Below are 26,256 nucleotides of genomic sequence, written 5' to 3'. Positions count from 1 at the left end.
TCACCTGCGGTGCGGGATGGCGGTGCCGAGCACCTGGAGGTAGGCGATCAGCGCATCCATCTCGGTCTTGCCACGCACCTCGTCAGACGCCGAGGCGATCTGCTCGTCGGTGTAGGGCACACCCAGACGCTGCATGGCACGCAGCTTGCGCGGCGTGATGTCGGCGTTGATCTCGCGCCGTTCCAGGAACGGATAGGCGGGCATGTTGGACTCGGGCACCACCAGGCGCGGATTGATCAGGTGAATGCGGTGCCAGTCATCGCTGTAGCGTCCGCCCACCCGGGCCAGATCCGGACCGGTGCGCTTGGAGCCCCACTGGAACGGGCGGTCCCAGACGAACTCGCCGGCCACGGAGAAGTGGCCATAGCGTTCGGTCTCTGCCCGGAACGGGCGGATCATCTGGGAGTGGCAGGTGTAGCAGCCCTCGCGGATGTAGATGTCCCGCCCCTCCAGCTGCAGGGCCGTGTAGGGACGCAGCCCCTCCACCGGCTCGGTGGTGCTCTTGAGGAAGAACAGGGGCACGATCTGCACCAGGCCCGCGATGCTGATCACCAGCAGGATGCCGATGGCCATCAGGCCGATGTTTTTCTCGACGATTTCATGACTCATGGTTCCAGTCTCCCCTGATCAGTGCGCCGCCTGGGGCACCGCGTGCACGGCGGGCTTGGCCCCGGCCACGGTCTTCCAGACATTCCAGGCCATGATGAACATGCCCAGCAGGAACAGCAGGCCACCCAGGAAACGCACGGTGTAGTACGGATACATGGGCACCAGCGTCTCGACGAAGCTGTAGGTGAGCGTGCCGTCGTCGTTGACCGCCCGCCACATGAGGCCCTGCATCACGCCCGCGATCCACATGGACACGATGTAGAGCACCACGCCGATGGTGGACAGCCAGAAGTGCCACTCGATGAGCTTCACCGAGTACATGCGCTCGCGGCCGAACAGCACCGGGATGAGCGCATACAGGGCACCGATGGAGATCATGGCCACCCAGCCGAGCGCGCCGCCGTGCACGTGCCCGATGGTCCAGTCGGTGTAGTGGGACAGCGCGTTGACCGTCTTGATGGACATCATCGGCCCCTCGAAGGTGGACATGCCGTAGAAGGACAGGGACACGATGAGGAAGCGCAGGATGGGATCGGTGCGCAGCTTATGCCAGGCACCGGACAGGGTCATGATGCCGTTGATCATGCCGCCCCAGGAGGGGGCCAGCAGCATCAGCGAGAACACCATGCCGAGCGACTGCACCCAGTCCGGCAGCGCGGTGTAGTGCAGGTGATGCGGACCCGCCCACATGTACAGGGAGATCAGCGCCCAGAAGTGCACCACCGAGAGGCGGTAGGAGTAGATCGGCCGGCCCGCCTGCTTGGGCACGAAGTAGTACATCATGCCCAGGAACGCGGCGGTGAGGAAAAAGCCCACCGCGTTGTGGCCGTACCACCACTGCACCATGGCGTCCATGGCGCCCGGGTACATGGAGTAGGACTTGAACATCGTCACCGGCATGGACATGTTGTTGACGATGTGCAGCACGGCGATGGTCAGGATGTACGCGCCGAAGAACCAGTTGGCCACGTAGATGTGCTGCACCCGGCGCTTCATGATGGTGCCGAAGAACACGATGGCGTAGGCCACCCAGACCACGGCCACCAGGATGGCGATGGGCCATTCCAGCTCCGCGTACTCCTTGCCCATGGTCTTGCCCAGGGGCAGGGTGATGGCCGCCAGCACGATGATCGCCTGCCAGCCCCAGAAGGTGAACGCCGCCAGCCCGTCACTGAACAGCCGGGTCTGGCAGGTGCGCTGGACGATGTAGTAGGACGTGGCGAACAGCGCCGAACCACCGAAGGCGAAGATCACCGCGTTGGTGTGCAGGGGCCGAAGCCGACCGAAGGTCAGGTACTCGATCTCCAGGTTCAGTTGCGGCCAGACCAGCTGCGCCGCGATCCATACCCCCACCGCCATGCCGACGATGCCCCAGACGATGGTCATAATGGCGAACTGCCTGACCACCTTGTAGTTGTACGTCTGTGATTGCTCCATGGAGCGCCCCCTTCTTATGAAAATCGCGCGCACACGTGGGCATGCGCACCGGATGTTTTCAGGGAGCACTATTAGCCAGTCTTGATGTTCGAAACTTGATGCAGATCAATAAGAGCGAATTCAAGATTCAAGATTCAAGATTCAAAGCGGAGGTGATCCCTTTGAATCTTGAATCTTGAATTCCGATCACCTCTAGGCCAGGCCCGATCTCTCTATCCCCAGTCCGGCCCAGAGCGTCGGCCACTCAAAGTGGGGACCCGGATCGGTCTTGCGGCCGGGGGCGATGTCGGCATGGCCGGCGATGGCGTCCGGGGCGATGCCGGGATAGGCCTCGCGCAGGGCCAGGATCAGCTCGGTGAGTCGCTGGTATTGCACCGGCTCGAAGGGCAGGTCGTCGCAGCCCTCCAGCTCGATGCCGATGGAGAAGTCGTTGCAGCGGGTCCGCCCCTGCCAGCTGGAGGCCCCCGCATGCCAGGCGCGGCGGTCAAAGGGCACATATTGAACCACCTGCCCGTCCCGGCGGATCAGCACGTGGGCCGAGACCTCGAGACCGGAGATTTCCCGGAAATAGGGATGGGCCGCCGGGTCCAGGGTGTTGGTGAACAGGTGATCGATCCACGGCCCGCCGAACTCCCCCGGCGGCAGGCTGATGGCATGGACCACCACCAGCTCCGGCCGGGCGCCCTCCGGGCGCTCGTCGTGGTTGGGGGAAGGCACCCGGGCCGCCCCTTGGAGCCAGCCGCTCTGCAGGTCCACCTTCACGGGGCCTCCTGGGCCGGCCGGGCCAGGGTCGCGGCCACCGCCATGCGGATGCGCTCCGGCAGGGCCTCGGCATGCAGGGGGGCGTGGTAGCGACCGTCCCGGAACAGGAACAGGCTCGGCAGGTGAAACACCTCGAACTCCCGGGCCAGCCCCCCGTCCCGGGCCGCGTCCACCTCGAACAGGCTCCAGGGCTCGCCCGCCGCCACCATGTCCGACAGCAGCGCCTTCACCCGCCGGCAGGCCCCGCAGTCCGGCCCGGTGAAGATGACCAGGGCCGTGCCCGGAGTCTCGGCGAGGACGTGGTGGAAATTGAATTGATCGAGCGTTTGCACGCTTTGAAGTGTGAAGGGTGAATGGGGAAGTGGGAAGGGAGAGACAAAGTCGGAAATGTGAATTGGGAAGTGCGAAGCAAGCCCGTTGCCGACGCCAATACCCATAATCATCCTATAAACGGCAGTTGAACGCGCCCGAGTGTGCGGTTTTCGTGTTGTCTGGCAAGGCGCGACGACGAGGAATGGTCGTTCCATTCCGAGGAGTCGCAACGCCGCCAGGCGACACGAAAACCGTGCAATCGGGTGCGTAGCGGGGCTCACCTGATGGGTGAGCGTCATCGAAGCCGCGATCGTCAGTTACCATGGGACCTGGCGAACGAAATCGAGCGGTCAACTGCCGTTTCTAGGATCATACCTCAACGCCTGTAGACCTCGCGTCGATGGGCGATGCGCACCACCAGCACGATCAGCTCCCCTTCCCGGATCTCGTAGACCACCCGGTAGTTGCCCACACGGATCCGGCGCAACCCCGTCAGGTCCCCCTTGAGGGCGCTGCCGCGGTAGGGATTCTCCGCCAACTCATCGATGGCGCTGACCAGGCGCAGGCGGTCTTTCTTGGCGATCCCCGCCAGGGCCTTTGCAGCGCTTTGCTTAATCCTGATCGAGAAGCCCACGCCGCACGTCTTCCCAGTCCAGCATCGGGTCGCTCGGGTCCTGCAGCCGTTCGACGGCCACGTGCAGGTCTTCGAAATCCTCCAGATAGCGCTCCACCGCCTGACGGACCAGATCCGTTCGACTGCGATGCAAGGTCTTCGCCGCCGCGTCCAGAGACGCCAGGAGTTCGTCAGGGAATCGTGTGGTGATCTGAGCCATGGCCAGCCCCGAATGTCGATGGGATGCAATGGGATTCACTGTAATCTTAGCCCACCTGTGAAGCAAGGTCAGTTGACAGCCGAAGCTGGATACGGGCATTGCCATTGTGATGTATTCAATGGGTTACATCCCTGCTCGCCCTTCTCACTTCGCCCTTCCCAATTCCCACTTCGCACTTCCTGTACAATCGCCCCGCCCATGAGTACCCGTACCCCCCCTCCGTTGAACCCCCAGCAGCGCGCCGCCGTGGAACACGTGGACGGCCCCCTGCTGGTGCTGGCCGGTGCCGGCTCCGGCAAGACCGGCGTGATCACCCACAAGATCGCCCACCTGATCCGCGACCGGGGCATGGACCCGAAACGCATCGCCGCCATCACCTTCACCAACAAGGCGGCCAAGGAGATGAAGGCACGGGCCTCGAAGCTCCTGGAGCGGGACGAGTCCAAGGGGCTCACGGTCTCCACCTTCCACACCCTGGGGCTGAACTTCATCCGCCGGGAGCTCAAGAGCCTGGGCTACAAGGCCGGCTTCTCTATCTTCGACGCCGCCGACAGCCTGTCGCTGCTCAAGGAACTCACCTTCCGGGGCGACGACCCCATCGACCCGGAACCGGCCCGCCAAAGAATCAGCCGCTGGAAGAACGACCTGATCACCCCCGAGCAGGCCCTCTCCCGGGCCGCCGACGAGAAGGAGGCCGCCCAGGCCCGGCTCTACGCCGCCTACGTGCGCGCGCTGAAGGCCTACAACGCCGTGGACTTCGACGACCTGATCGTCCAGCCGGTGCGCCTGCTGGAGGAAAACCCCGAGGTGCGCGAGCGCTGGCAGAACCGCACCCGCCACCTGCTGGTGGACGAATACCAGGACACCAACACCTGCCAGTACCGCCTGGTGCGCCTGCTGGTGGGCGTGGACGGGGGGCTCACGGCCGTGGGCGACGACGACCAGTCCATCTACGCCTGGCGCGGCGCCCGGCCCGAGAACCTGGCCGCCCTGCAGCAGGACTTCCCGCGCCTGAAGGTCATCAAGCTGGAGCAGAACTACCGCTCCACCAACCGCATCCTGCAGACCGCCAACCAGCTGATCGCCAACAACCCCCACGTGTTCGAGAAGCGCCTGTGGAGCGCGCTCGGCGAGGGCGAGCCCATCCGCATCCTGCCCTGCAACGACGGCGAGCAGGAGGCCGCCCGGGTGGTGGCCGAGATCATGAAGCACAAGTTCAAGCACCGCACCGAGTACCGGGACTACGCCATCCTCTACCGGGGCAACCACCAGTCCCGAGTGTTCGAAAAGCTCCTGCGCGAGCACGCCATCCCCTACAAGGTGAGCGGCGGCCAGTCCTTCTTCGAGCGCTCCGAGGTCAAGGACGTGATGGCCTACCTGCGCCTGCTGGCCAACCCCGACGACGACACGGCGTTTCTGCGCATCGTCAACGTGCCGCGCCGGGAGATCGGCCCCTCGACGCTGGAAAAACTGGGCGAGTACGCCACCGAGCGCAGCGTGAGCCTGCTCACCGCCTGCTTCGAGATGGGGCTCACCGAACGCCTGCCCGCCCGGGCCGTGCAGCGCCTGCAGGGCTTCGCCGACTGGCTGCTGGAATTCGGCCGCAAGGCCGAGGAAGGCGACCCGGCCAAGGTCGCCCGCGCCCTGATCGGTGAACTCAACTACGACGACTGGCTGCTGGACCAGGCCCGTGACCCCAAGGCCGCCACCCGGCGCATGGACAACGTCAACGAGGTACTGGACTGGATGGCACGCCTGTCCAAGGAAGGCGCCGAGGGCGGCAAGGACATCGGCGAGATCGTGCGCCACATGACCCTCATGGACATCCTCGACCGCGCCGGCGGCGAGGACGACTCCGACGGCGTGCACCTGATGACCCTGCACGCCGCCAAGGGTCTGGAGTTCCCCCACGTGTTCCTGGTGGGCATGGAAGAGGAACTGCTGCCCCACCGGGTGAGCCTGGAAGAGGACGGCCTGGAAGAGGAACGGCGCCTGGCCTACGTGGGCATCACCCGCGCCAAGCTCAGCCTCACCCTCACCTACGCCCGCAAGCGCACCCGCTTCGGCGAGGAGGTGGACTGCGAACCCTCCCGCTTCATCGAGGAACTGCCCCGGGAACACCTGGACTGGCCCGACGCCAAGCCCCCCGACCCGGAAGAAGCGCGCATCACCGGCAAGGCGCACCTGAGCAACCTGAAGAGCCTGCTTTCCTGAGGGAGAACCGCGACGCAAAGACGCGAAGGCGCAAAGGAACGCAAAATTGCTTGCGCGTGAAATCGCAATTCAATCCACCCGGTCCACGATCGGATCGACCCCATAGGGCGGCCCATGGCCGCCACCCCTTGGCGGGCCCCACCCTGCGATACAATCCAGCGATGCACGTCCCCACACCCCCTGATGCCCTCAAACGCAGCCTCAACCTGACGCTGGTCGCCTTCTACGGCATCGGCACCATCCTGGGCGCCGGCATCTACGTGCTGATCGGCAAGGTCGCCGGCTACGCGGGCATGTACACCCCCTTCGCCTTCCTGGTGGCCGCCGGCCTGGCCGTGTTCTCCGCGCTCTCCTACGCGGAGCTGGCGTCGCGCTTTCCCCGCTGTGCCGGTGAGGCGGTATATGTGCACGAGGCCTTCGGCAGCCACCGCCTGTCCCAGGTGGTCGGGCTCACCATCATCGCCATCGGCGTGGTCTCGAGCGCGACCCTGGTCCACGGCGTGCTCGGCTATCTGCAGGTGTTCTTCCCCCTGCCCCAGGTCCTGACCATCATCGCCCTGGTGGTGGTCCTCGCCCTCATCGCCGCCTGGGGCGTGAACGAGTCGGTCACCATTGCCGGGCTGATGACCCTGGCCAGCATGGTGGGCCTGGTGCTGGTCCTCTGGGCCGCCTCCCCCAACCTGGCCACCCTGCCAGAGCGCTGGCCGGAGATGCTGCCCGGACTCCATGGCGGCATCTGGGTGGGCATCCTGCTGGGCGCCTTCGTCGCCTTCTACGCCTACATCGGCTTCGAGGACATCGTGAACCTGGCCGAAGAGACCCGCACACCGGAAAGCACCCTGCCCCGCGCCATGGTCATCGCCCTGCTGGTGACCACCGGCTTCTACCTGGCCGTGGCGGTGGCCGCCGTGCTGAGCCTGCCCGGCGCCGAACTCGCCGAGAGCGACGCGCCCCTGGCGCGCATCTACACGGAGCAGACCGGCCACCCGGCGGTGGTGCTCGGCCTCATCGGCGTCGTCTCCATCCTCAACGGCGCGCTGATCCAGATCATCAAGGGCAGCCGCGTGCTCTTCGGCATGAGCCGCCAGGGCTGGCTCCACCCGAGCCTTCACCGTCTCTCGCCGCGCCGCCGCACACCCACCCGCGCAGTGCTCGTGGTGGCCGGCCTGATCCTCGCCTTCGCCCTGGCCCTGCCCCTCTTGTCTCTCGCCATGCTCACCAGCGTCATCACCCTGTCGCTGTTCACCCTCATCAACTTCGCCCTGTTGCGCGTCAAACGCATCCACGGCCCGCGCGCCAGCGGCCTGGACCTGCCCCGCTGGGTCCCCTGGTGCGGCGGCCTGCTGAGCGGCGGTTTTCTGCTCTACCAATTGCTGGTCGCGATCTGGCTGTGGTGAACACCCCCCGTCGCCCATAGGGCGGGCCGCGCCCGCCGGCGGCCACGGGCCGCCCTATGCACGTGAGGCCAGGAGGCCACCCGCTCCGCGGCTTACAGCACCGATTCAAGGGATGAAATGGGCCGGATAAGGGGGAATTTCGCCCCGAATTGAGGGCTACTTTTTAGATATAACAATGACTTGGCCGGGTCCGACCCTCGCCCCTCCCTCGCCCCACCTCGCCCAGCCACTTCCTATAACACCTTCGACCTCTATCGCTTCATACAAAGCAGCAGCGCTGCTCACTAGTGCAAACAAAGTTGCATATGACGCAATCCCGACCACTCTTACGAAACTTTACACACCCAAGATTGCATAACGCCCCACCCTCTCCTAGACTCAAACGTCATGGAACGCACAACCGGCCGCTACATCGAGTCCACCCTTTCCGGTGAAGCCTATCGGGCCTTCATCCCCGCGCCCCTGCCGCCCGATCCCCCGATACAACTCAGCCCTGAACTCCTCAATCTGCTTGAAAAGGCAAACCGGGCCCTGGGGCGCCTGGATGGCGTTGCCGACGTGCTGCCCGATGCCGACTTGTTCCTCTATCAATACGTCCGCAAGGAGGCCGTCCTCTCATCCCAGATAGAAGGCACCCAGTCCTCACTCTCCGACCTCCTGCTGTTCGAGATGGACGAGGCGCCCGGCGCGCTGCTTGATGACGTCAGGGAAGTCTCAAACTACGTACGTGCCCTCAATCACGGGCTGGAAAGGATGCGCGAGGGATTCCCGCTATCCCTTCGCCTGCTTCGGGAAATCCATGCCGTCCTGTTGGACCAGGGTCGCGGCGCGCAGAAGCAGCCTGGAGAATTCCGTCGAACCCAGGTCTGGCTGGGAGGAAACACCCCCGGAAAAGCGACCTTCGTGCCGCCGCCACCGGATCACCTGATGGCCTGTCTCGATTCATTCGAACGCTTCCTGCATGACGATCCGATCCCCATGCCGGTCCTGCTCAAAGCGGCACTGGCCCACGTCCAGTTCGAGACCATCCACCCCTTTCTCGACGGTAACGGACGCCTTGGTCGACTCCTGATCACCTTGCTGCTCCTGAACGAAAAGGTGCTGAACGCCCCGCTGCTTTACCTCAGCCTCTACTTCAAGACTCGCCGCAGCGAGTATTACGACCGCCTGCAGCAAGTCCGGCTTCGCGGAGACTGGGAGGGCTGGCTAGGCTTCTTCCTGCAGGGCATCTTCGAAACTGCCCAGCAGGCCGTCACCACCGCGCGCGAGCTCCTGCGGGTCTTCGAAGCAGACCGCGAACGCATCCGCGGCCTGGGCCGCATTGCCGGCTCCTGCCTGCAAGTGCACGAACTGCTCATGCGGCGCCCGATCCGGAACATCGCTGACACCGCCACCGAACTCGGCATCAACCGGACCACGATCTCCAACTGTTTTCAGGCCCTGCAGACCACCGGCATCACCCGCGAGATCACCGGCAAAAAGCGCAACCGGCTGTTTGTCTACGACGAATACCTCAAGCGACTCTCCGAAGGCACCGACCCGCTCCCATAGGGTTCTTGTGGTAACTTCGCATCTCAGGGAAACAAGGCACCAGATCAGGGCATGACACCACAACCGGAACAGGACGCACGCAGGGAGATCGACCGGCTGCTCGCCGCTGCCGGCTGGTCGGTGCAGGACGCCGACCAGGCCAGCATCCACGCCGCCCGGGGCGTGGCCATCCGCGAGTTCCCGCTGCCCGGCCACGGCTTCGCCGACTACCTGCTCTACATCGACGGCCAGGCCGCCGGGGTCATCGAGGCCAAGAAAGCCGGCACCACCCTGAGCGGCGTCGAGATCCAGGCCGAGCGCTACACCAAAGGCCTGCCCGCCGGCCTGCCCCGCTGGGGCGATCCCCTGCCCTTTGCCTACCAGTCCACCGGCGTGGAGACCCGCTTCACCAACGGCCTCGACCCCGCGCCCCGGGCCCGGCCGGTGTTCGCCTTCCACACCCCCGAGGCACTGGCCGACCTGCTGGGCGTCCAGCCCGGCAGGGTCTCCGACGCCGCGCCGCCCGAGACCTTCCTCAGCCGCCTGCGCCAGATGCCCGAACTGGTGGAGGAAGGCCTCTGGCCCGCCCAGATCAGGGCCATCCGCAACCTGGAGCAGTCCCTGCGGGAGAACCGCCCCCGCGCCCTGATCCAGATGGCCACCGGCTCGGGCAAGACCTTCACCGCCATCTCCTTCATCTACCGGCTGATCAAGTTCGCCGGCGCCCGGCGGGTGCTGTTCCTGGTGGACCGGGGCAACCTGGGCGACCAGACGCTCAAGGAATTCCAGCAATACGCCTCGCCCTACAACAACTTCAAGTTCACCGAGGAGTACATCGTCCAGCGCCTGACCAGCAACACCCTCGACACCACCGCACGGGTCTGCATCTGCACGATCCAGCGCATGTACGCCATGCTCAAGGGCCGGGAACTGCCGGAAGACCTGGAAGAGGTCTCCCCCGATTTTCTCCCTCCCCTTCAAGGGCCCCCCGATAATCCCCCTCCCCTTCAAGCGTCCCCTGAAAATCCCCCTCCCCTTCAAGGGGAGGGCCGGGGTGGGGATGGTTTCGGCCTCCTCAAACGACCCGAGCCCATCGAATACAACCCGAGCACTCCGATCGACACCTTCGACATCATCGTCACCGACGAATGTCACCGCTCCATCTACAACCTCTGGGCCCAGGTGCTGGAATACTTCGACGCCTACCTCATCGGCCTCACCGCCACCCCCAGCAAGCAGACCTTCGGCTTCTTCCACCAGAACCTGGTGATGGAATACAACCACGAGATGGCCGTGGCCGACGGCGTGAACGTCAACTACGACGTCTACCGCATCCGCACCGCCATCTCCGAACAGGGTTCCAGCGTGGAGGCGGGCTACTCGGTGCAGATCCAGGAGCGCGACACGCGCAAGAAGCGCTGGGAACAGCTCGACGACGACTTCAGCTACGACCCCAACCAGCTCGACCGCGACGTGGTCGCCCCCGACCAGATCCGCACCATCGTGCGCACCTACCGCGACAAGCTGTTCACGGAAATCTTCCCCGGCCGCCAGTGGGTGCCCAAGACCCTCATCTTCGCCAAAGACGACGCCCACGCGGAGAACATCGTCGAGATCGTTCGCGAGGAGTTCGGCAAGGGCAACGACTTCGCCCAGAAGATCACCTACCGCACCACCGGCGCCAAACCCAAGGACCTCATCAACGAATTCCGCACCAGCCCCATGCCCCGGATCGCCGTCACCGTAGACATGATCGCCACCGGCACCGACATCAAGGCGGTGGAAGTGGTCATGTTCATGCGCGCCGTCAAATCCCGCGCCTTCTTCGAGCAGATGAAAGGCCGCGGCGTGCGCGTCATCAAGCCCGACGACCTGCAAAGCGTCACCCCCGACGCCACGGCCAAGGACCACTTCGTCATCGTCGACGCCGTCGGCGTCTGCGAGCAGGACAAGACCGACTCCCGCCCCATGGAGCAGAAGCCCACCGTGAGCTTCGAAAAGCTCCTGCAGGCCGTGGCCTTCGGCAACACCGGGGAAGACGTGCTCTCCTCGCTCGCCGGACGCCTGGCCCGCATGGAACACCGCCTCAAGCCGGAGGACGAAAAGGAGATCCGCGCGCTTACCGGCGGCTTGGGCGTCAAGGACCTGAGCCACCGCATCGTCGCCGCCCTGGACCCGGACCGCCATCTGTAACAGGCCAGGGCGGACCTGGGATTGGCCCCGGACGACGACCGGCCCATCCCCGACCATGCCCTGGCCGCCGCCCGCCGCAAGGTGCTCCAGGAGGCCGTCCAGCCGATCACCGACCCCGGCCTGAACTCCGATACCCGGGTCGGACCACGGTAACCGACTGAAACACAAAGATTTAACTCCACTATTTGGTACTGTTTGAGGCCTTAATCGGCCATTTCTTGGCTCAAATTGCAGTTCCAAGCGCCTGGGATCGCAGAGGAACCCGTCATCTTCAAGCGCATTGGACTTCAGGACGTCCGGTAGCCGTCAGGCGCTTGTTCACCAGTCGCCCTTGTCCACGGAACGTGAACATCGGTCAATTATGTACACAGGGGGGCTGCCCATGCCGGGGTCAGACCTCGGAACCCATTGGCCATACAGCCCAATTGCCCCCCAGAACAGCCGACAGAATCGCTTTAAACGCCCTATTCTCCCTTGGACCCCTTCCCCCCGCCGCAACCTGACAGGCACGATTACCAGCATCAAGTGATGTATGATTTATGCATCAGAAACAAACGAGGCGCTCCCCATGCGTACAACCCTGAACATCGATGACCAGTTGCTGGCCGAAGCCCAGCGTATTACCGGTATGACCGAAAAGGCCGCCCTGGTGCGAGAGGGGCTGCGCGCCCTGATCGAGCGCGAGAGCGCCCGGCGGCTGGCGCGGCTGGGCGGCAGTGAACCGCAGTTGGAGACCGTGCCTCGCCGACAGTCCGACCCGGCATGATCCTGGTTGATACCTCGGTGTGGGTCGATCACCTGCGCACCGGTGATGCGGCGCTTGGGGCGTTGCTGAACCGCAGTCAGGTGCTGATGCACCCTTTCGTGGTCGGTGAGCTGGCCTGCGGCAACCTGCGCAACCGCAGCGAGGTGCTGCGGCTGCTCAAAGATCTGCCGCAAGCGGTCGTCGCCAACGATGAGGAGGTGCTGTTCTTCATCGAACGCAACGCGCTGATGGGCCGGGGCATCGGCTACGTGGATGCGCACTTGCTGGCCGCGGTGACCTTGGGCGGCTCGACGCAACTGTGGACACGGGACAAGCGTCTGCGGTCGGTGGCCGAGACCCTGAACCTCGCCTATGGCGAGGATTGATTGACCGGCATTGATCTGTGCCGCAATGCCCGGGTCGGACCCAGGCAATTCACAAAAACAGCGGGGAATCTCCTTCCCATTTCGGCCTGGTTGAAACCAGATAGCCCAGACCTTCCAGGTCAAATCACCACTCCAGACTCTCAACCCGCCGCACCCTCCCGCCTGACCTACACTCATCCGTAAGGAGGCCACACCCATGCTGCCGCGTCCCCCGCCCCTGCGCGCCCTGTCCCTGCTGCTGATCGTGCTGCTGCTCTCCGGCTGCGCCGCCATGCGTCCCGGCGCCGAGCCGCCGCGGGTGCATCTGGTGGGCCTGGAACTGCAGCAGGTGGAACTCTTCGAGCAGCGCTATCTGCTCAGGCTGCGCATCCAGAACCCCAACGACTTCGCCCTGAATATCCGCGGGCTGGATTTCCGGGTGGACATCAACGATGAACGCTTCGCCGAGGGCGTCTCCAACCGGCCGCTTGAGGTGCCGGGCTTTGGCGAGGCGCTCACGGAGGTGGAGGTCTCCTCCAGTCTCTGGTCCCTGGCGCGGCAGTTCCGGGACCTGGGGGATTCCCGGCTGGAACGCATGACCTACCGCCTGCACGGCCGGATCGCCGTGACCGGCTGGGGCCTGCCGGTGCAGTTCGACTCCAGCGGGGAGTTGGGGCTGCTCGGGCCCGGCCGGTGACGGCCGCCTCCCTGCCCCGCCCAGGGTAGGCCTCGGCGCAACGGCGGGATCCCCCCCTCAGAAAACGGGAATGACCGGATCCTTATTTCAGAATATCCTGATATAATATCCGGTCATCGCGCCCGGTCATGGATCGGGCCATCCCAGGAGAAATCTGCGGCGGTGGCATCCAAACGACAGCAATTCCAACTCCCCGCCTTCGGCGCGGGCCTGCGCAACGCCTGGCGCGCGGGTTACGGACTCTCCCAGCTTCGACGCGACCTGCTCGCCGGACTCACGGTCGGCATCGTCTCCATACCCCTGGCCATGGCCTTGGCCATCGCCACGGGCGTGCCGCCCCAGCACGGTCTCTACACCGCCATCATCGCCGGCGCGGTGATCGCCATCGCCGGCGGTTCGCGCTTCAACATCTCAGGGCCCACGGCGGCCTTCGTGGTTATCCTGTTCCCCATCGTGCAGCAGCACGGCGTGGGCGGCCTGCTCATCGCCACGCTCATGGCGGGGATGATCCTGATCGCCCTGGGCTTCATGCGCATGGGCCAGCTGATCCGCTACGTGCCCTACCCGGTGATCGTCGGCTTCACGGCAGGCATCGCGGTGGTGATCGCCACGCTGCAGATCCCGGGCTTCCTGGGGCTCACCCTGCCGAGCATGGGCGAGCACTACGTGGAGAACGTCTGGCACATCGCTGAGGCCCTCGACACAATCCGCCTGCAGGAGGTGGCCATCGGCGCCTTCACCCTGGCGGTGCTGCTGCTCTGGCCGCGGCTCAAGATCGGCATCCCCGCGCCCCTGGTGGCCCTGGCCCTGGCCGCCGCCGTGGGCTGGGTGGTGAACCTCTACCTGGACGAGGCCTCGATCCGCACCATCGCCTCCAGCTTCACCTGGACCATCGGCGAGCGCTCCGGCCAGGGCATCCCGCCCGTGCCGCCGAGCTTCATGCTGCCCTGGAACCTGCCCGGCCCCGATGGCGAACCCCTGCAGGTGAGCCTGGGGCTGATCCGCCAGCTCATCGGCCCGGCTATCGCCATCGCCATCCTGGGTGCCATCGAGTCGCTCCTGTGCGCCAGCGTGGCCGATGGCATGACCAACACCCGCCACGACCCCAACAGCGAACTGGTGGGCCAGGGCATCGGCAACCTGATCACGCCGCTGTTCGGCGGCATCACCGCCACCGCCGCCATCGCCCGCACCGCCACCAACATCCGCAGCGGCGCGGTCTCGCCCCTGTCCGCCGTGTTCCACGCCGTGGCCGTGCTGCTGGCGGTGATCAGCCTCGCCGGCCTGCTGGGCCTGGTGCCCATGGCGGCGCTGGCCGCGCTGCTGTTCGTGGTGGCCTGGAACATGAGCGAGGTGCGCCACTTCGTGCACACCCTGCGCTCGGCCCCCGGCGGCGATGTCGCGGTGCTGCTCACCTGCTTCCTGCTGACGGTGATCTTCGACATGGTGATCGCCGTGGGTGTGGGCATCGGGCTGGCCGCCGCGCTGTTCATCCGGCGCATGGCGCAGATCACCAACGCCCGGCGCATAACCCCTGCCGAGGCCCGGCTGCGCGAGGATCTGCCGCCCCAGGTCGCGCTGTTCGACATGAACGGACCACTGTTCTTCGGCGCGGCGGAAAAGGCGGTGGACACCCTGCACCTGGTGGACAGCAGCATCCAGGTGATCATCGTCGACATGCACGACGTCACCAGCATGGACGCCACCGCCCTGGTAGCCGTGGAGACCATGCTCGGCCACATGCGACGCCGTGGCATCGGCCTGATCTTCGTCGACCTGCAGCCGCGCATGATCACCAAGCTGCGCCGGGCCGGCATCCGCAAAACCCGCGGCGAGCTGATGTATTCCAGCAACCTGGAAAGCGCAGTGCGCACCGCCGAGCGCTGGCTGACAGAGAAGCAGTCGACGAGCGCGCCACCCACCTCCAGTCCAGCCTGAGCCCGTCGCCTGGCCACGGATGGCACAGCGCGAGTCCCTGCGCCCCCGCAACCATTCAGTCCCGGTTCATGCACCCCGTCGTACGGTTGACCCACCGTGAAGCAATTCACACGAGGTCGCCGCCATGAAACCCAGCCCGCATAGCTCACCACCGTTCGTAGCGAGGGCGTCGAGATGCCGCCAGACGTCCGACTGCGTGTCCGAGACACAGCCGCGGCAGCTGGGCCCGATGCACACCTGTCATTCAGCTTCCCCGGCCCGCCCCACCGTGCCGGGCGATCTCCCGTTCCACCGTAACCCGGCTTTGGAAATCCACCGCCTGGGCACCGGTCTGTTGCTGATCAACCCCGCCTCCGGCCGCAGCCGTCGGCTCGATGCCCTGCATGCTTTTGTCTGGTACCTGCTGAAGGACCCGACGACCGTCAGTGAGGCCATCGCGGCGATCCGGCACATCCGCCCCGACCTGGCCCCTGCCCGCGTGCGCTCCGACACCGAGCGCCTGTTTCACGAACTGCACACCGAACGGATGATCGTCCCCGATAAGCCCTTCAGCGTCTGAATCGGACTCAAGCTCGCAGGACTTTCGCGCATGTATCCCGTAGGTCGGCCTTCAGGCCGACTGCGAAGTCACCTGGCCGGAAGGTCCCTGCCGCATCAGGGGCTGTCACCGAATGAAAACCCCTCGAATACCCGCTTGCCATCGCCCCCGTTTCCTGTTTTGTGTTATATCCAGCCATTGTGTGGAGCCAGCGCCTCTGAGTAAGCGGCTCCGCTCAATCGGTATGACCCGGATCGATTCCGGCGAAGCAGTCCGACAGCCAGAAAAACGAATAAGGAGATCGATATGTCCAGACAATGGCTTCACTCAGCCCTGTTCACCGCCCTGATCCTTGCCGCCTTCGGCCTGCAGGGCGTCTCCGCCGCCGAGGTGGCACGGGCGCAGTTCACCACCGGCGTGGTGGATCGTGAACCCGTGGATGCCGTGCGCGGCGTCTCTGCGGACACCGACAGGGTGTTCTTCTTTACTGAACTGCGCGACCTGCAAGGGCAACACGTGGTGCACCGCTGGGAATATGCCGGTGAGCCGGTGGCGGTGGTGGGCTTCGACGTGGGCGGCCCCCGCTGGCGCGTGTGGTCCAGCAAGCAGATGGAGCCCGAGCAGACGGGCAGCTGGCGGGTCTACGTGGTCAAGGAAGATGGCAGTGTGCTGGCCAGCGAGGAGCTGTCCTTCGGCGACGGCCGCGCACCTGCCGCCGGGGATTCAGAGTCCATCACGGTCCCCGAAACCCATTTCATGCGTTCGGGTTCGGGCTCCTAGACGTTCCGAATTGACGTGGAACGGCAAGGATAAAAAGCTGATTTCTCGCAAAGACGCGAAGACGCCAAGAAATCTTTAACACAAGAAGTGCTTTTCTTCGCGTCTTCGCGCCTTTGCGAGAAACCTGTCTTTAGATTTTGACCTTCGTCTTTCTCCGCGCCCCCGCGTCTCCGCGAGAGAACAGTCTTTCGTCTTTCGTCTTTCGTCTTTCCAATCGACTGACTCCGGAATCAGGCCTCCCCCGGCACCGGGCTGAAAGCCGGCCCAGATGCTCGTAAGCTTGGCCCGGGATCCATCCATTCAACGGGACACTGTATGCCAGACACTTTCGAAGACCTGAAGCTGCGCCTTCGCCAGTTCGCCATCGACCGCGACTGGGAACAGTTCCACTCCCCCAAGAACATGTCCATGGCACTGATCGCTGAAGCGGGTGAGCTGATCGAACACTTTCAGTGGCTCACCGAGGAACAGAGCTACCAGCTGCCGGCCGAAAAACGGGAGGAGGTCCGCCTGGAGATGGCGGACATCCTCATCTACCTGATCCGCCTTTCCGACCGTCTGGGCGTGGATCTCCTGCAGGCGGTGGAGGACAAGATCGCGCTCAATGAGCGGAAATATCCCGCTGAGAAGGTGCGGGGGAGTGCGAAGAAGTACACGGAGTACTGAGTCGGCCGGGAGGCCGCTGCCAGGCTCGGACAGGCACCCGGGCTGACTGCCGGCTGTTCAGGCGAGTGAGATGCGAGCCTCGCCGCTCTGGCGGTCGATCTCCACGCGCACCTGGCAGTACTCGGCGTTCTCGTCGACGGGGGTGGGATCATCGGCACAGGCGCAGCCGGCGATGATGCTGGTGTAGAACAGGCCGGCGCGTACCCGCAGCGTGTCCGGACCCTCATCCACGCCGAGGATCGTGACCTCGAGGCGATCATCCAGGGCCACGCTGCCGGTGCGCAGCCCCGCCTGGAGGGGCAGACCCGCCGCGCCCAGGGCGGCGATCTCTGCCTTGAGCTCCGTTTCAAAGCGCGGCGTGCCCAGGAACTCAAGGCTGTGGTTCAGACGGGGCATGGCAATCATGGCTCCTGACATTCACATCTCACCGTATTCTATCTCGCACCACCACCTGCGCGTGCGATGCTCAGGCCCGTCGAAAAGGAAAGTCCTCTGTCATGACATCGTCAGCATAACCGATGTAGAACTTTGCCCAGAAAGGGGGACTCCAACACCCATGAACCGCATCCTGCGACTGCTGGTGCTCGCCGTGCTGCTGCTGGGCCTGTCCGGTTGCACGGTGCGTTTCGTCTACAACCAGCTGGACTGGCTGGCCCCCTGGTATCTGCGCAACTACGTGACCCTGGACGAGGCCCAGCGGGCCCTGCTGGACCAGCGCCTGGCGGTGCGCCTGGACTGGCATTGCAGCAGCGAACTGCCCCGCTATGCCCAGTGGCTGCGCAGCGTCGAGGCCGACCTGCGGGCCGGCGAGGTGAGCGCACAACGCCTGTCCGCACACCTGGAGGTGGCCGAGATCTTCCTGAGAAGCCTGGGCAGCCGTCTGCCGCCGGACGCCGCCGCCCTGCTGGTCACCTTCTCGGACGCGCAGATCGCGGAGTTGTTCGAGAACCTGGAGGACCGACTGGCGGACAGCCGCAAGGAGGTCGTGGACAAGCCCGCCGAGGTGCTGCAGCAGGAGCGGGCCGAACGCATGGAACGCCGGCTGCGCCGCTGGTTCGGGCGCCTGAACACCGCCCAGCAGGCGCGCGTCGAGGCCTGGAGCGTGGGCCTCGCCCCCTTCGGGGAGCAGTGGCTCGACAACCGCGCCCGCTGGCAGGCCGAGCTGCGCGAGGCCATCGAGGGACTGCGCCACGACCCGCTCGCCCTGGAGGCGCGGCTGGAAACCCTTCTGGTCTACCCGGAACGGGGCTGGTCGGAGGAATACCAGACCCGCATGGCCTTCAACCGGGAGCAGACCCTGGCCCTGCTGGTGGATCTCTACCGGCTGTCATCCGAGCGTCAGAGGGAACGGCTCATCCAACGCGTCGGCAGCCTGGCACGGGACTTCGAGCGCCTGAGCTGCGCGGTTGAGACTGCGGCTTGATTTGAATCGAAAAAGATCATTCTCTCGCAGAGGCGCGGAGGCGCAGGGAAAACAGAGCTCATTGTTGAACTTCCCCCGTGCCTCTGTGGCTCCGTGAGAGGACAGATTTTCTGCTGGCAAGAACACCTGTCCTCTCACGGAGCCACGGGGACACGGGGAAAACCAATCATCAACTTTCTGAAATCTCCGCGCCTCCGCGCCTCCGCGAGAGAACATGGGTTTATCCTCTCCCCAAGCCATGACAGCGCCACACCGCAAGCGGGTGTACAATCCGCAACCCGCCATTGCCTGATCACGAAGTGCCATGAAGACCCCGGAACTGCTCGCCCCCGCAGGTACCCTGCGCAACCTGCACTACGCCCTGGCCTACGGCGCCGATGCCGTCTATGCCGGCATGCCCCGCTACAGCCTGCGGGTGAGGAACAACGACTTCAGCCGCCTGGAACAGCTGGCGAAGGGCATCGAGGCGACCCACGCGGCGGGCAAGCGCTTCTTCCTGGCCACCAACGTGCTGCCCCACAACAGCAAGGTGAGGAGCTTCCTCGCGGACATCGAGGCGGTGGTTGAGCTGGGGCCCGACGCGCTGATCATGGCCGACCCGGGACTGATCATGCTGGTGCGCGAACGCTGGCCACAGATGCCCATCCATCTCTCCGTGCAGGCCAACACCATGAACTACGCCAGCGTCAGATTCTGGCAGCAGCTGGGACTGACCCGCATCATCCTGTCCCGGGAACTGTCCCTGGACCAGGTGGAGGAGATCCGCCAGGAATGCCCGGACATGGAGCTGGAGGTGTTCGTGCACGGCGCCCTGTGCATTGCCTATTCCGGGCGCTGCCTGCTGTCGGGCTATTTCAATCACCGGGACGCCAACCAGGGCACCTGCACCAATTCCTGCCGCTGGGATTACAAGGTGCACGAGGCCACGACCGATGCCAGCGGCGATGTGCAGCTCTGGCGCCCGGACGAGGACGAACCCGAACGCGACATCCGTGCGCGACAGCCTTACCTGATCGAGGAGCGGGAGCGCCCCGGCGAGCTGATGCCCGTGGAGGAGGACGAGCACGGCACCTACATCATGAACTCCAAGGACCTGCGTGCCGTGGAGCACGTGGAGCGCCTGGTGCGCATGGGCATCGACAGCCTGAAGATCGAGGGGCGCACCAAGTCCCACTACTACGTGGCCCGCACCGCCCAGGTCTACCGGCGCGCCATCGACGACGCCGTGGCCGGGCGCCGCTTCGACCCCAGCCTGCTGGGCGTGCTGGAGAACCTGGCCAACCGGGGCTACACCGACGGCTTCTACCAGCGTCACCACGACAGCGAATACCAGAACTACCTCACCCAGCATTCCGACAGCCTCAAGCAGCGCTTCGTGGGTGAAGTGCTCAGCTACGAGCCGGCCAGTGGCCTGGCGGAGGTGGAGGTGAAGAACAAGTTCGCGGTGGGAGATACCCTGGAGCTGATCCTGCCCGAGGGCAACCGGCGCTTCACCCTGCAACGCATGGAAGGACCGGAGGGCGAGGCCATGGACGAGGCACCGGGTGCCGGTTACCGGGTGCGCATTCCCTTGGAGGCGCAGTCCTGCGAGATGGGTCTGTTGGCGCGGGATCTTTCCTGAGCCTGATGTCCGTTAATCACGCCAAGAGCGCGGAGACGCAGAGGACGCAAAGTTTTTTGATCATCAATTCTTTGCGCCCTCTGCGTCTTGGCGATCTCTGCGTGATCAGCGTTGCCAACACCATGTCGTAGGTTGGGGTGAGCAACGCGAACCCCAAGCTACTCATCATCGGGACAGTTTGAGGCCCACCCGGGTGATGCGTGCGCCTTCCATCTCGCGCACCACCAGCTCCACGCCGGCCAGGGACGCGCGGTCGCCCACCACCGGCGCGGTGTGCAGTGTCTTGCGGATGTACTCCTCCACCGTCTGTTCCGCCACGCCCTCCGGCAGCGTGAGCCCGTAGGCCAGGGACAGGTCGCCCAGCCGCGCATCGCCGTTGAGCACGAACTCGCCGAAGAAGGTCTGCTCCGAGAGACGCTTGGGCGCGGCCCGGGGCACGAACAGGCGGTCCAGGTCCGGCAGGTCATCCGGCGCCGCCATCAGGTAGAGATAATCGCCGGCGCGCAGGTCCAGCAGTTCCAGGGACTCCAGCAACTGCTTGTCCCGCAGGTGTGCCACCACGCGCACGCTCTTCGGCAGCACGAAGCTGGTCCACTTCTCCTGCACCACCGGGGTGTTGTCCGCCAGGCGATAACCCACCAGCTCCATCTCCTGCTGGCCGGGGATGTCCAGCTCCACGCGCTGCACCACGTGGGTGGTGGGCGGCACCTCCAGGCGCAGCAGGCGCGCGGCGGGCGCCACGGTCCAGCCCTGCACCACCAGGGAGATCAGCACCACGAAGAACACGATGTTGAACAGCATGCCCGCCTGTTCGAGGCCGGCCAGCATGGGGAACAGGGCCAGGATGATGGGCACCGCGCCGCGCAGGCCCACCCAGGCGATGAAGCCCTGCTCCCGCCAGGGGAAGTGGAAGGGCAGCAGGGAGAGCCACACCGCCAGGGGGCGGGCCAGCAGGATCAGCACGCCGGCGATCAGCAGGGCATCCACGGCCACGTCCACCAGCGCCGAGGGCGTCACCAGCAGACCCAGCATGAGGAACATGCCGATCTGGGACAGGCGTGCGATGCCGTCGTGGAAGCGGTTGATGTTCTGGCTGGCCTGCAGCGGCCGGTTGCCCAGCACCAGGCCCGCCAGGTAGATGGCGAGAAAGCCGGAGCCGTTCACCTGGCTGGCGATGCCGAACACGGTGAGTCCACCGGCCAGGGCCGCCAGGGGATAGAGGCCGGGGGCGAGGTCCAGCCGGTTGATGATCCACACCAGGGCGAAGCCGCCGGCGATGCCAATCAGCGCGCCCAGGCCCATCTGCTGAATGAACTCCCAGAGCACCACCAGGCCCATGTTCTGCGGCCCGGTGATGAGCAGCTCGATGAACACGATGGTGAGGAAGATGGCCATGGGATCGTTGCTGCCCGACTCGATCTCGAGCGTCGCGCCCACGCGCTGCTTGAGCTCCAGGCCGCGCCCGTGCAGCAGGGAGAACACCGCGGCCGCGTCGGTGGAGCCGACGATGGCCCCCAGCAACAGGCCCTCCATCCAGTGCAGACCCAGCCACCAGGCGGCGAAGATGCCGGTGATCCCGGCGGTGAGCACCACCCCCAGAGTGGCCAGCACCACGGCGGGCTTGAGCCCCACCCGGAAGTTCTTCACCGGCGTGCGCAGGCCGCCGTCGAACAGGATGATGGCCAGCGCCAGGCTGCCGAACAGGTGCGCCAGCTGCACGTCGTGGAACATCACGCCGCCGGGGCCTTCCTCGCCCAGCAGCATGCCGATGATCAGGAACACCAGCAGGATGGGCGCGCCGACGCGGGCGCTGATAACACTGGACAGCACGCTCAGCAGCAGCACCGCGCTGCCCAGCAGGATGATCTGGTTGGTGAGTTCCACGGCGGGCCCGGTTCCGAGTGGCTGGATTCACACCGCACACGTTGCACGGCATGGGATATTCCGAGCAACCATTATGCCAGATGGCCCGGGCCATCCGGTGCGAGTTGCGCCGTGTGCCGCTTCGTTTTCCAGGCATGGTAGGCCGGATAAGCGCAGCGCATCCGGCATGGCGAACGTGTCGAGCGCCGGATGCACAGCGCTTATCCGGCCAGCCTTCCTCTCAGGCCTTGCTCATCACTTTCAGAACGCTGCCCCGCTACTTCCGGTTCCGGGGCGCAGTGTTTCACGGGAACCTCCGGGACGAGCATCGACCTCTGGGTCCAGTACACTATCGATACCATTCGCATCCGCAAAGGTGCCCATGTCCCGTTTCCTGAAGGCAATCCCGGCCGTACTGCTCACCCTGCTCCTACTGCCAGTCACGCCCGCGACTGCCCGCGACCTGCCCGCCTGGCTCCCGGAGATTCCCGAGACACCCGAGCGGGGCATCCTGGTGCTGGAATACGAGAACGACCTGTTCGCCGGCGAAGACCGCTACTACACCAGCGGCGTGCGCGCCAGCTGGATCACACCCGGCTCCGGCGTGCCGGGTCTGCTGAGGGACGTAGGCGAGCTCATTCCCTTCTTCCCGGGCCAGGGCGAGCTCAAGGCCTCCTGGTCCATCGGCCAGAGCATGTACACCCCCAAAGACATCGAGGAAGCCAACCCCAGCCCGGGCGACCGTCCCTACGCCGGCTGGCTGTATGTGAGTGGCGGTCTGGCGGAGGAGACCGGCGACCGGCTTGACCGCCTGCAACTGACACTGGGGGTGGTGGGGCCCGCCTCTCTGGCGGAGCAGACCCAGAAGACCATTCACGAATTCATGGGCTCGCCCATCCCCCAGGGCTGGGATCACCAGCTGGGCAACGAGCTGACCCTGATGGTCAGCTACGAGCGCCAGTGGCGCTCCCGGGTGCGCACCGCCGAGGAGGGCTGGCGCATCGATCTCACCCCCCACTGGGGCGGCACGCTGGGCACGCCGTTCACCCTGGTGAACACAGGCCTGACCCTGCGCGCCGGCCGCGACCTGCCCCACGACTACGGCCCGCCGCGCATCCAGCCCGCCCTGCCCGGCTCCGGACTGTTCGTGCCCCGCAGCCGCTGGGGCTGGTATCTGTTCGCCGGGGTAGATGCCCGGGCCGTGGCCTGGAACACGTTCCTGGACGGCAACCTCTGGCGCGACAGCCCCAGCGTGGACCGCCATGTGTTCGTGGGAGACGCCCAGCTGGGCGCCGTCCTGGGTCTGGGCCGCGCACGGCTGGCCTATACCCATGTGTTCCGCACCCCCGAGTTCAGAAACCAGGTCGGCCGGGATGACTTCGGCGCCCTGAGCCTGTCCTGGATCTTCTGAAGGCCGCCGATAAACCAACCTTTTGCCTGCGGAATACCCCCGAAAATCCGCTGCTGCTTGCCAGTCCTAGACCACCTCCCCATAGTCCCCTGCCCGATTCGGGCTAAAGAAAACCTCAAAATGCCCGATATCAGTGCATACGCACTAAAATAATCCATACATAAACTACGTGATTAATTCACCGCGCCCGCTCGAGGACATGTCCATGGAAACCCTGTTCAAACCCGCCACCTGGCTGATGGATCGCTTCCGCTACCCAGCGAAGTTCGCCATGATCTTCATCCTGGTGCTGCTACCCTTGCTGCTCCTGAGCGGCATCACCCTCAGCAACCTCAACGACACCATCCGTTTCCTGGAGAGCGAGCGCCAGGGCCTGAACTATATCCAGGCCGCCCGCCAGCCCATCGAATTCATGCAGCAACACCGCGGCATCATGGCCACGGTGCTGGCCGGCAACACCGGCGCACGCGCCCAGGCCCAGGAGATTCGCGGCCGGGTTGACCGCGCCCTGACGGAACTCTCGGAGGTGGATGCCCGCCTGGGCGGTCAGCTGGACACAGGCAACCGCCTGGCCGAAATCCAGCGCGCCTGGAGCGAGATCAAGTCCGCCGGGGAGAACCTCGCGCCTGCGGAAAGCATCCGGCGTCATACCGACCTGATTGCCCTGACCCTGGCCCTGGTCAGCCATGTGGCCGACACCTCCAACATCACACTGGATCCAGACCTGGACAGCTATTACCTGGGAGACGCCCTGGTCAATCGCCTGCTGGGGCTCACCGAGACCATGGGACAGGCCCGCGCTCTGGGTTCCGGTGCCGCCGCTGCGGGACAACTCAGCCCGGAACAGCGGGTGCGGCTGGCGGTGCTGGCGAGCAACATGCGCTCCCTGGACAGAGACCTGCGCTCGGGTCTGGAGGCGGCGTTTCGAGCCAATCCGGCCCTGTCCACCAGCCTCGGCCGGCTGGTCGAAACCAACAATCAAGCGGTGGCGGATTTCTCACGCATGCTCCAGGAGCAGCTCCTGGATGTGCAGAACATCACCGTGAGCGGTCCCCAGGTGTTCGATGCGGCTACCCGCTCCATCACCGAGACCTATCGCCTCTATGACGCCATGGTGCCGGTACTCGACAACCTGTTTACCAGCCGCATCCGAACCCAGACGGCGACCCGCAACCTGGCGCTCGTGGTGGTGGCCGGCGTCCTGTTGCTGGTTGCCTATCTGTTCATCGGCCTATACCTGTCCATCCACACCAGCGTACAGCGCATTGGTGACGCCACCCGGCGCATGGCAGGCGGCGATCTGACCACCCGGGTGAGTCTGAACACCCGCGACGAGATGGGGCAGGTGGCACAACGCTTCAATGACATGGCCGAACAGTTCGAGGCCCTGATCCAGCAGATCGTCAGCGCCACCAGTCAACTGGCCTCCGCTTCCGAGGAGGTGGCCGCGGTGTCCAAGGACAGCGCCCGGAACGTGGACCGTCAGCGCCAGGAGACCGATCAAGTGGCTACGGCCATGAACGAGATGACCGCCACGGTGCAGGAGGTTGCCAGCAACGCCGCCGGTGCCGCCGGTGCCGCCAGCAACACCGACAACGAAGCCAAGGGCGGACTGCAGGTGGTCAAATCCACCTCTCAGGCCATCACCGAATTGGCCAGTGAAGTGGAAAAGGCCGCCGAGGTCATCAAGCGTGTCTCCGCCGACAGCGAAACCATCGGTGCTGTGCTGGACGTGATCAAGGGAATCGCCGAGCAGACCAATCTGTTGGCCCTGAACGCCGCCATCGAGGCGGCCAGGGCCGGGGAACAGGGCCGGGGTTTCGCCGTGGTCGCGGACGAGGTACGTACACTCGCCTCACGCACCCAGCAGTCCACCCAGGAGATCGAAGAGATGATCGAGCGCCTGCAGAGCGGCGCCCGGGAGGCGGTCAAGGTGATGGGCGCGAGCCGGGAACGCGCCCAGCAGGGTGTCGAACAGGCCAACGAGGCGGCCCAGGCCCTGGAGGCCATCACCCGCGCCGTGGCCACCATCAACGAGATGAACACCCAGATCGCCTCGGCGGCGGAACAGCAGAGTGCCACGACGGAGCAGATGAACCGCAGCATCATCAGCATCCGGGAGATCGCCGAGCAAACCGCCAGCGGCGCCGAGCAGACCACCTCTGCCAGCGATGAACTGGCCCGGCTCGCCGCCGAGCTTCAGTCCAGGGCGGGCAATTTCACCATATCTCACCGCCCATCCTGACAGCGGGCCACATCCATGCCGGCGCCTGCCAAGGGCGCCGGCATGCCATACTCAGGGCACACCACGGAGGATTCACGCACCCGGCCCCGTCCATGCCACGCACGACAAAGCCGCTCCTGTTGATACGCCAGGCGAGCCTGGCCCTCGCCTTGTCCTGGCTGGCATCACCGGCTCAGGCTGACCACCCACCCGAACGCCAGGACACCTGGGTGCTCGACATCGAGAACGACTGGTTCGCCGGCACCGACCGCTACTACACGGGCGGGCTTCGGGTGACCCGGATTCGTGCCCCGGGCAAGGCAACACCCTGGGCACGCACACTGGCCGATACCCTGCCGGTGTTCACCGCAGAGACCCGTCTGGGCACCACAACCGCACCCAGCGACTCATCCATGAAGTCACCGGACCGCAATGGCCCCGGGGCTGGGAGTACCAGCTGCACAACGAACCCACACTGATGCTGAGTTACGAGCGCCAGTGGCATGCGCTGGACCGGGGCATCGGCGCGCGGGGCTGGGAGGCGGACTTCACACCCCACGCCGGCGGCAGTCTCGGCACGCCCTTCACCTTCCTCAATGCCGGCTTCACGATCCGCGCAGGCCGGGAGTTCAGGACACAGGAGAGCCGGCAGAATTTCGGCTCCCTGTCGATTTCATGGATTCGTTGATGGGGCGTGA

26 protein-coding genes are annotated in these 26,256 nt (G+C 65.3%); 18 read left to right on the top strand and 8 right to left on the bottom strand.

Annotated features, from left to right (window positions below; genetic code table 11):
* From ccoO to D580_RS0105240, 6 genes are all read right to left on the bottom strand, one after another.
* Positions 1-609 (bottom strand): cytochrome-c oxidase, cbb3-type subunit II, encoded by a 609-nt coding sequence (gene ccoO / locus D580_RS0105265; protein WP_018953383.1) that lies wholly within the window; start codon positions 607-609, stop codon positions 1-3.
* An 18-nt stretch (positions 610-627) separates the two neighbouring features.
* On the bottom strand, positions 628-2,046 hold the full coding sequence (gene ccoN / locus D580_RS0105260; protein ID WP_018953382.1) for a cytochrome-c oxidase, cbb3-type subunit I: 1,419 nt from the start codon (positions 2,044-2,046) through the stop codon (positions 628-630).
* 192 nt (positions 2,047-2,238) lie between these two features.
* The gene (ampD, locus tag D580_RS0105255; RefSeq protein WP_018953381.1) at positions 2,239-2,808 is read right to left on the bottom strand and encodes a 1,6-anhydro-N-acetylmuramyl-L-alanine amidase AmpD; all 570 of its coding nucleotides are present in this window, start codon (positions 2,806-2,808) and stop codon (positions 2,239-2,241) included.
* Entirely contained in the window at positions 2,805-3,140 is a 336-nt protein-coding gene (locus D580_RS0105250; protein WP_018953380.1) for a thioredoxin family protein, read from the bottom strand. Before D580_RS0105250 ends, ampD begins: the two co-directional genes overlap by 4 nt.
* 356 nt (positions 3,141-3,496) lie before the next feature.
* On the bottom strand, positions 3,497-3,754 hold the full coding sequence (locus D580_RS0105245; RefSeq protein ID WP_018953379.1) for a type II toxin-antitoxin system RelE family toxin: 258 nt from the start codon (positions 3,752-3,754) through the stop codon (positions 3,497-3,499).
* The gene (locus tag D580_RS0105240) at positions 3,732-3,953 is read right to left on the bottom strand and encodes a YlcI/YnfO family protein (protein WP_018953378.1); all 222 of its coding nucleotides are present in this window, start codon (positions 3,951-3,953) and stop codon (positions 3,732-3,734) included. Before D580_RS0105240 ends, D580_RS0105245 begins: the two co-directional genes overlap by 23 nt.
* A 198-nt stretch (positions 3,954-4,151) precedes the next feature.
* Between D580_RS0105240 and rep the strand changes: the two genes are divergently transcribed.
* The 12 genes from rep (at position 4,152) to D580_RS0105180 (ending at position 17,016) form a co-directional block, all read left to right on the top strand.
* On the top strand, positions 4,152-6,167 hold the full coding sequence (rep, locus tag D580_RS0105235) for a DNA helicase Rep (protein ID WP_038043192.1): 2,016 nt from the start codon (positions 4,152-4,154) through the stop codon (positions 6,165-6,167).
* A 161-nt stretch (positions 6,168-6,328) separates the two neighbouring features.
* Entirely contained in the window at positions 6,329-7,564 is a 1,236-nt protein-coding gene (locus D580_RS0105230; RefSeq protein WP_018953376.1) for an APC family permease, read from the top strand.
* 387 nt (positions 7,565-7,951) lie between these two features.
* On the top strand, positions 7,952-9,115 hold the full coding sequence (locus D580_RS0105225) for a Fic family protein (protein WP_018953375.1): 1,164 nt from the start codon (positions 7,952-7,954) through the stop codon (positions 9,113-9,115).
* Between the two features lie 51 nt (positions 9,116-9,166).
* The gene (locus D580_RS15215) at positions 9,167-11,287 is read left to right on the top strand and encodes a DEAD/DEAH box helicase family protein (RefSeq protein WP_018953374.1); all 2,121 of its coding nucleotides are present in this window, start codon (positions 9,167-9,169) and stop codon (positions 11,285-11,287) included.
* Between the two features lie 21 nt (positions 11,288-11,308).
* On the top strand, positions 11,309-11,440 hold the full coding sequence (locus tag D580_RS16955) for a hypothetical protein (protein ID WP_018953373.1): 132 nt from the start codon (positions 11,309-11,311) through the stop codon (positions 11,438-11,440).
* Between the two features lie 415 nt (positions 11,441-11,855).
* The gene (locus D580_RS0105210) at positions 11,856-12,053 is read left to right on the top strand and encodes a type II toxin-antitoxin system VapB family antitoxin (protein WP_012637195.1); all 198 of its coding nucleotides are present in this window, start codon (positions 11,856-11,858) and stop codon (positions 12,051-12,053) included.
* Complete coding sequence (locus tag D580_RS0105205; RefSeq protein ID WP_018953372.1) at positions 12,050-12,418, top strand: type II toxin-antitoxin system VapC family toxin; 369 nt, start codon at positions 12,050-12,052, stop codon at positions 12,416-12,418. Before D580_RS0105210 ends, D580_RS0105205 begins: the two co-directional genes overlap by 4 nt.
* Positions 12,419-12,614: 196 nt before the next feature.
* On the top strand, positions 12,615-13,094 hold the full coding sequence (locus D580_RS0105200; RefSeq protein ID WP_018953371.1) for an LEA type 2 family protein: 480 nt from the start codon (positions 12,615-12,617) through the stop codon (positions 13,092-13,094).
* Between the two features lie 162 nt (positions 13,095-13,256).
* Positions 13,257-15,032: a C4-dicarboxylic acid transporter DauA gene (gene dauA, locus D580_RS0105195; RefSeq protein WP_018953370.1), complete on the top strand. Its 1,776-nt coding sequence runs from the start codon at positions 13,257-13,259 to the stop codon at positions 15,030-15,032.
* Between the two features lie 304 nt (positions 15,033-15,336).
* A complete protein-coding gene (locus D580_RS0105190; RefSeq protein WP_018953369.1) occupies positions 15,337-15,591 on the top strand; it encodes a PqqD family protein in 255 nt (84 codons plus the stop codon).
* Positions 15,592-15,876: 285 nt separating this feature from the next.
* Positions 15,877-16,350, top strand: a complete 474-nt coding sequence (locus D580_RS0105185; protein WP_018953368.1) for a DUF2914 domain-containing protein — start codon at positions 15,877-15,879, stop codon at positions 16,348-16,350.
* 315 nt (positions 16,351-16,665) lie between these two features.
* Positions 16,666-17,016 carry a nucleotide pyrophosphohydrolase gene (locus D580_RS0105180; RefSeq protein ID WP_018953367.1) on the top strand — a complete coding sequence of 117 codons (351 nt, stop codon included), beginning with the start codon at positions 16,666-16,668 and terminating at the stop codon, positions 17,014-17,016.
* 57 nt (positions 17,017-17,073) lie between these two features.
* Here the strand turns inward: D580_RS0105180 and D580_RS0105175 are convergent, their stop codons facing one another.
* Positions 17,074-17,412 carry a hypothetical protein gene (locus D580_RS0105175; RefSeq protein WP_026289729.1) on the bottom strand — a complete coding sequence of 113 codons (339 nt, stop codon included), beginning with the start codon at positions 17,410-17,412 and terminating at the stop codon, positions 17,074-17,076.
* 160 nt (positions 17,413-17,572) lie between these two features.
* Here D580_RS0105175 and D580_RS0105170 point away from each other — a divergent pair, with 160 nt between their 5' ends.
* Positions 17,573-18,439, top strand: coding sequence for a DUF6279 family lipoprotein (locus D580_RS0105170; RefSeq protein ID WP_018953365.1), 867 nt, complete (start codon positions 17,573-17,575; stop codon positions 18,437-18,439).
* Between the two features lie 304 nt (positions 18,440-18,743).
* Positions 18,744-20,060, top strand: coding sequence for a tRNA 5-hydroxyuridine modification protein YegQ (gene yegQ, locus D580_RS0105165; protein WP_018953364.1), 1,317 nt, complete (start codon positions 18,744-18,746; stop codon positions 20,058-20,060).
* A gap of 165 nt (positions 20,061-20,225) precedes the next feature.
* Here the strand turns inward: yegQ and D580_RS0105155 are convergent, their stop codons facing one another.
* Positions 20,226-21,944: a potassium/proton antiporter gene (locus tag D580_RS0105155; RefSeq protein ID WP_018953362.1), complete on the bottom strand. Its 1,719-nt coding sequence runs from the start codon at positions 21,942-21,944 to the stop codon at positions 20,226-20,228.
* 361 nt (positions 21,945-22,305) lie between these two features.
* Here D580_RS0105155 and D580_RS0105150 point away from each other — a divergent pair, with 361 nt between their 5' ends.
* The 4 genes from D580_RS0105150 to D580_RS16785 all read left to right on the top strand — a co-directional run bounded on the left by D580_RS0105150 (position 22,306) and on the right by D580_RS16785 (position 26,246).
* Positions 22,306-23,334, top strand: coding sequence for a lipid A deacylase LpxR family protein (locus D580_RS0105150; protein WP_018953361.1), 1,029 nt, complete (start codon positions 22,306-22,308; stop codon positions 23,332-23,334).
* Positions 23,335-23,539: 205 nt separating this feature from the next.
* Positions 23,540-25,579: a methyl-accepting chemotaxis protein gene (locus D580_RS0105145; protein ID WP_026289728.1), complete on the top strand. Its 2,040-nt coding sequence runs from the start codon at positions 23,540-23,542 to the stop codon at positions 25,577-25,579.
* Positions 25,580-25,671: 92 nt separating this feature from the next.
* A complete protein-coding gene (locus tag D580_RS16790; protein WP_026289727.1) occupies positions 25,672-26,037 on the top strand; it encodes a lipid A-modifier LpxR family protein in 366 nt (121 codons plus the stop codon).
* On the top strand, positions 25,968-26,246 hold the full coding sequence (locus D580_RS16785; RefSeq protein WP_231363498.1) for a lipid A-modifier LpxR family protein: 279 nt from the start codon (positions 25,968-25,970) through the stop codon (positions 26,244-26,246). The genes D580_RS16790 and D580_RS16785 overlap by 70 nt, the downstream gene beginning before the upstream one ends.
* Positions 26,247-26,256 lie beyond the last annotated feature (10 nt).

This window comes from Thioalkalivibrio sulfidiphilus, from assembly GCF_000377945.1.
Taxonomy (GTDB): domain Bacteria; phylum Pseudomonadota; class Gammaproteobacteria; order Ectothiorhodospirales; family Ectothiorhodospiraceae; genus Thioalkalivibrio_A; species Thioalkalivibrio_A sulfidiphilus_A.
This window is presented reverse-complemented; position numbering and strand designations above follow the sequence as displayed.

Coding starts and splice junctions, on each gene's coding strand:
- ccoO (WP_018953383.1), bottom strand. CDS start 609: ATGAGTCATGAAATCGTCGAGAAAAACATCGGCCTGATGGCCATCGGC.
- ccoN (WP_018953382.1), bottom strand. CDS start 2,046: ATGGAGCAATCACAGACGTACAACTACAAGGTGGTCAGGCAGTTCGCC.
- D580_RS0105240 (WP_018953378.1), bottom strand. CDS start 3,953: ATGGCTCAGATCACCACACGATTCCCTGACGAACTCCTGGCGTCTCTG.
- rep (WP_038043192.1), top strand. CDS start 4,152: ATGAGTACCCGTACCCCCCCTCCGTTGAACCCCCAGCAGCGCGCCGCC.
- D580_RS0105230 (WP_018953376.1), top strand. CDS start 6,329: ATGCACGTCCCCACACCCCCTGATGCCCTCAAACGCAGCCTCAACCTG.
- D580_RS0105225 (WP_018953375.1), top strand. CDS start 7,952: ATGGAACGCACAACCGGCCGCTACATCGAGTCCACCCTTTCCGGTGAA.
- D580_RS15215 (WP_018953374.1), top strand. CDS start 9,167: ATGACACCACAACCGGAACAGGACGCACGCAGGGAGATCGACCGGCTG.
- D580_RS0105210 (WP_012637195.1), top strand. CDS start 11,856: ATGCGTACAACCCTGAACATCGATGACCAGTTGCTGGCCGAAGCCCAG.
- D580_RS0105205 (WP_018953372.1), top strand. CDS start 12,050: ATGATCCTGGTTGATACCTCGGTGTGGGTCGATCACCTGCGCACCGGT.
- D580_RS0105200 (WP_018953371.1), top strand. CDS start 12,615: ATGCTGCCGCGTCCCCCGCCCCTGCGCGCCCTGTCCCTGCTGCTGATC.
- D580_RS0105185 (WP_018953368.1), top strand. CDS start 15,877: ATGTCCAGACAATGGCTTCACTCAGCCCTGTTCACCGCCCTGATCCTT.
- D580_RS0105180 (WP_018953367.1), top strand. CDS start 16,666: ATGCCAGACACTTTCGAAGACCTGAAGCTGCGCCTTCGCCAGTTCGCC.
- D580_RS0105175 (WP_026289729.1), bottom strand. CDS start 17,412: ATGCCCCGTCTGAACCACAGCCTTGAGTTCCTGGGCACGCCGCGCTTT.
- D580_RS0105170 (WP_018953365.1), top strand. CDS start 17,573: ATGAACCGCATCCTGCGACTGCTGGTGCTCGCCGTGCTGCTGCTGGGC.
- yegQ (WP_018953364.1), top strand. CDS start 18,744: ATGAAGACCCCGGAACTGCTCGCCCCCGCAGGTACCCTGCGCAACCTG.
- D580_RS0105150 (WP_018953361.1), top strand. CDS start 22,306: ATGTCCCGTTTCCTGAAGGCAATCCCGGCCGTACTGCTCACCCTGCTC.
- D580_RS0105145 (WP_026289728.1), top strand. CDS start 23,540: ATGGAAACCCTGTTCAAACCCGCCACCTGGCTGATGGATCGCTTCCGC.
- D580_RS16790 (WP_026289727.1), top strand. CDS start 25,672: ATGCCACGCACGACAAAGCCGCTCCTGTTGATACGCCAGGCGAGCCTG.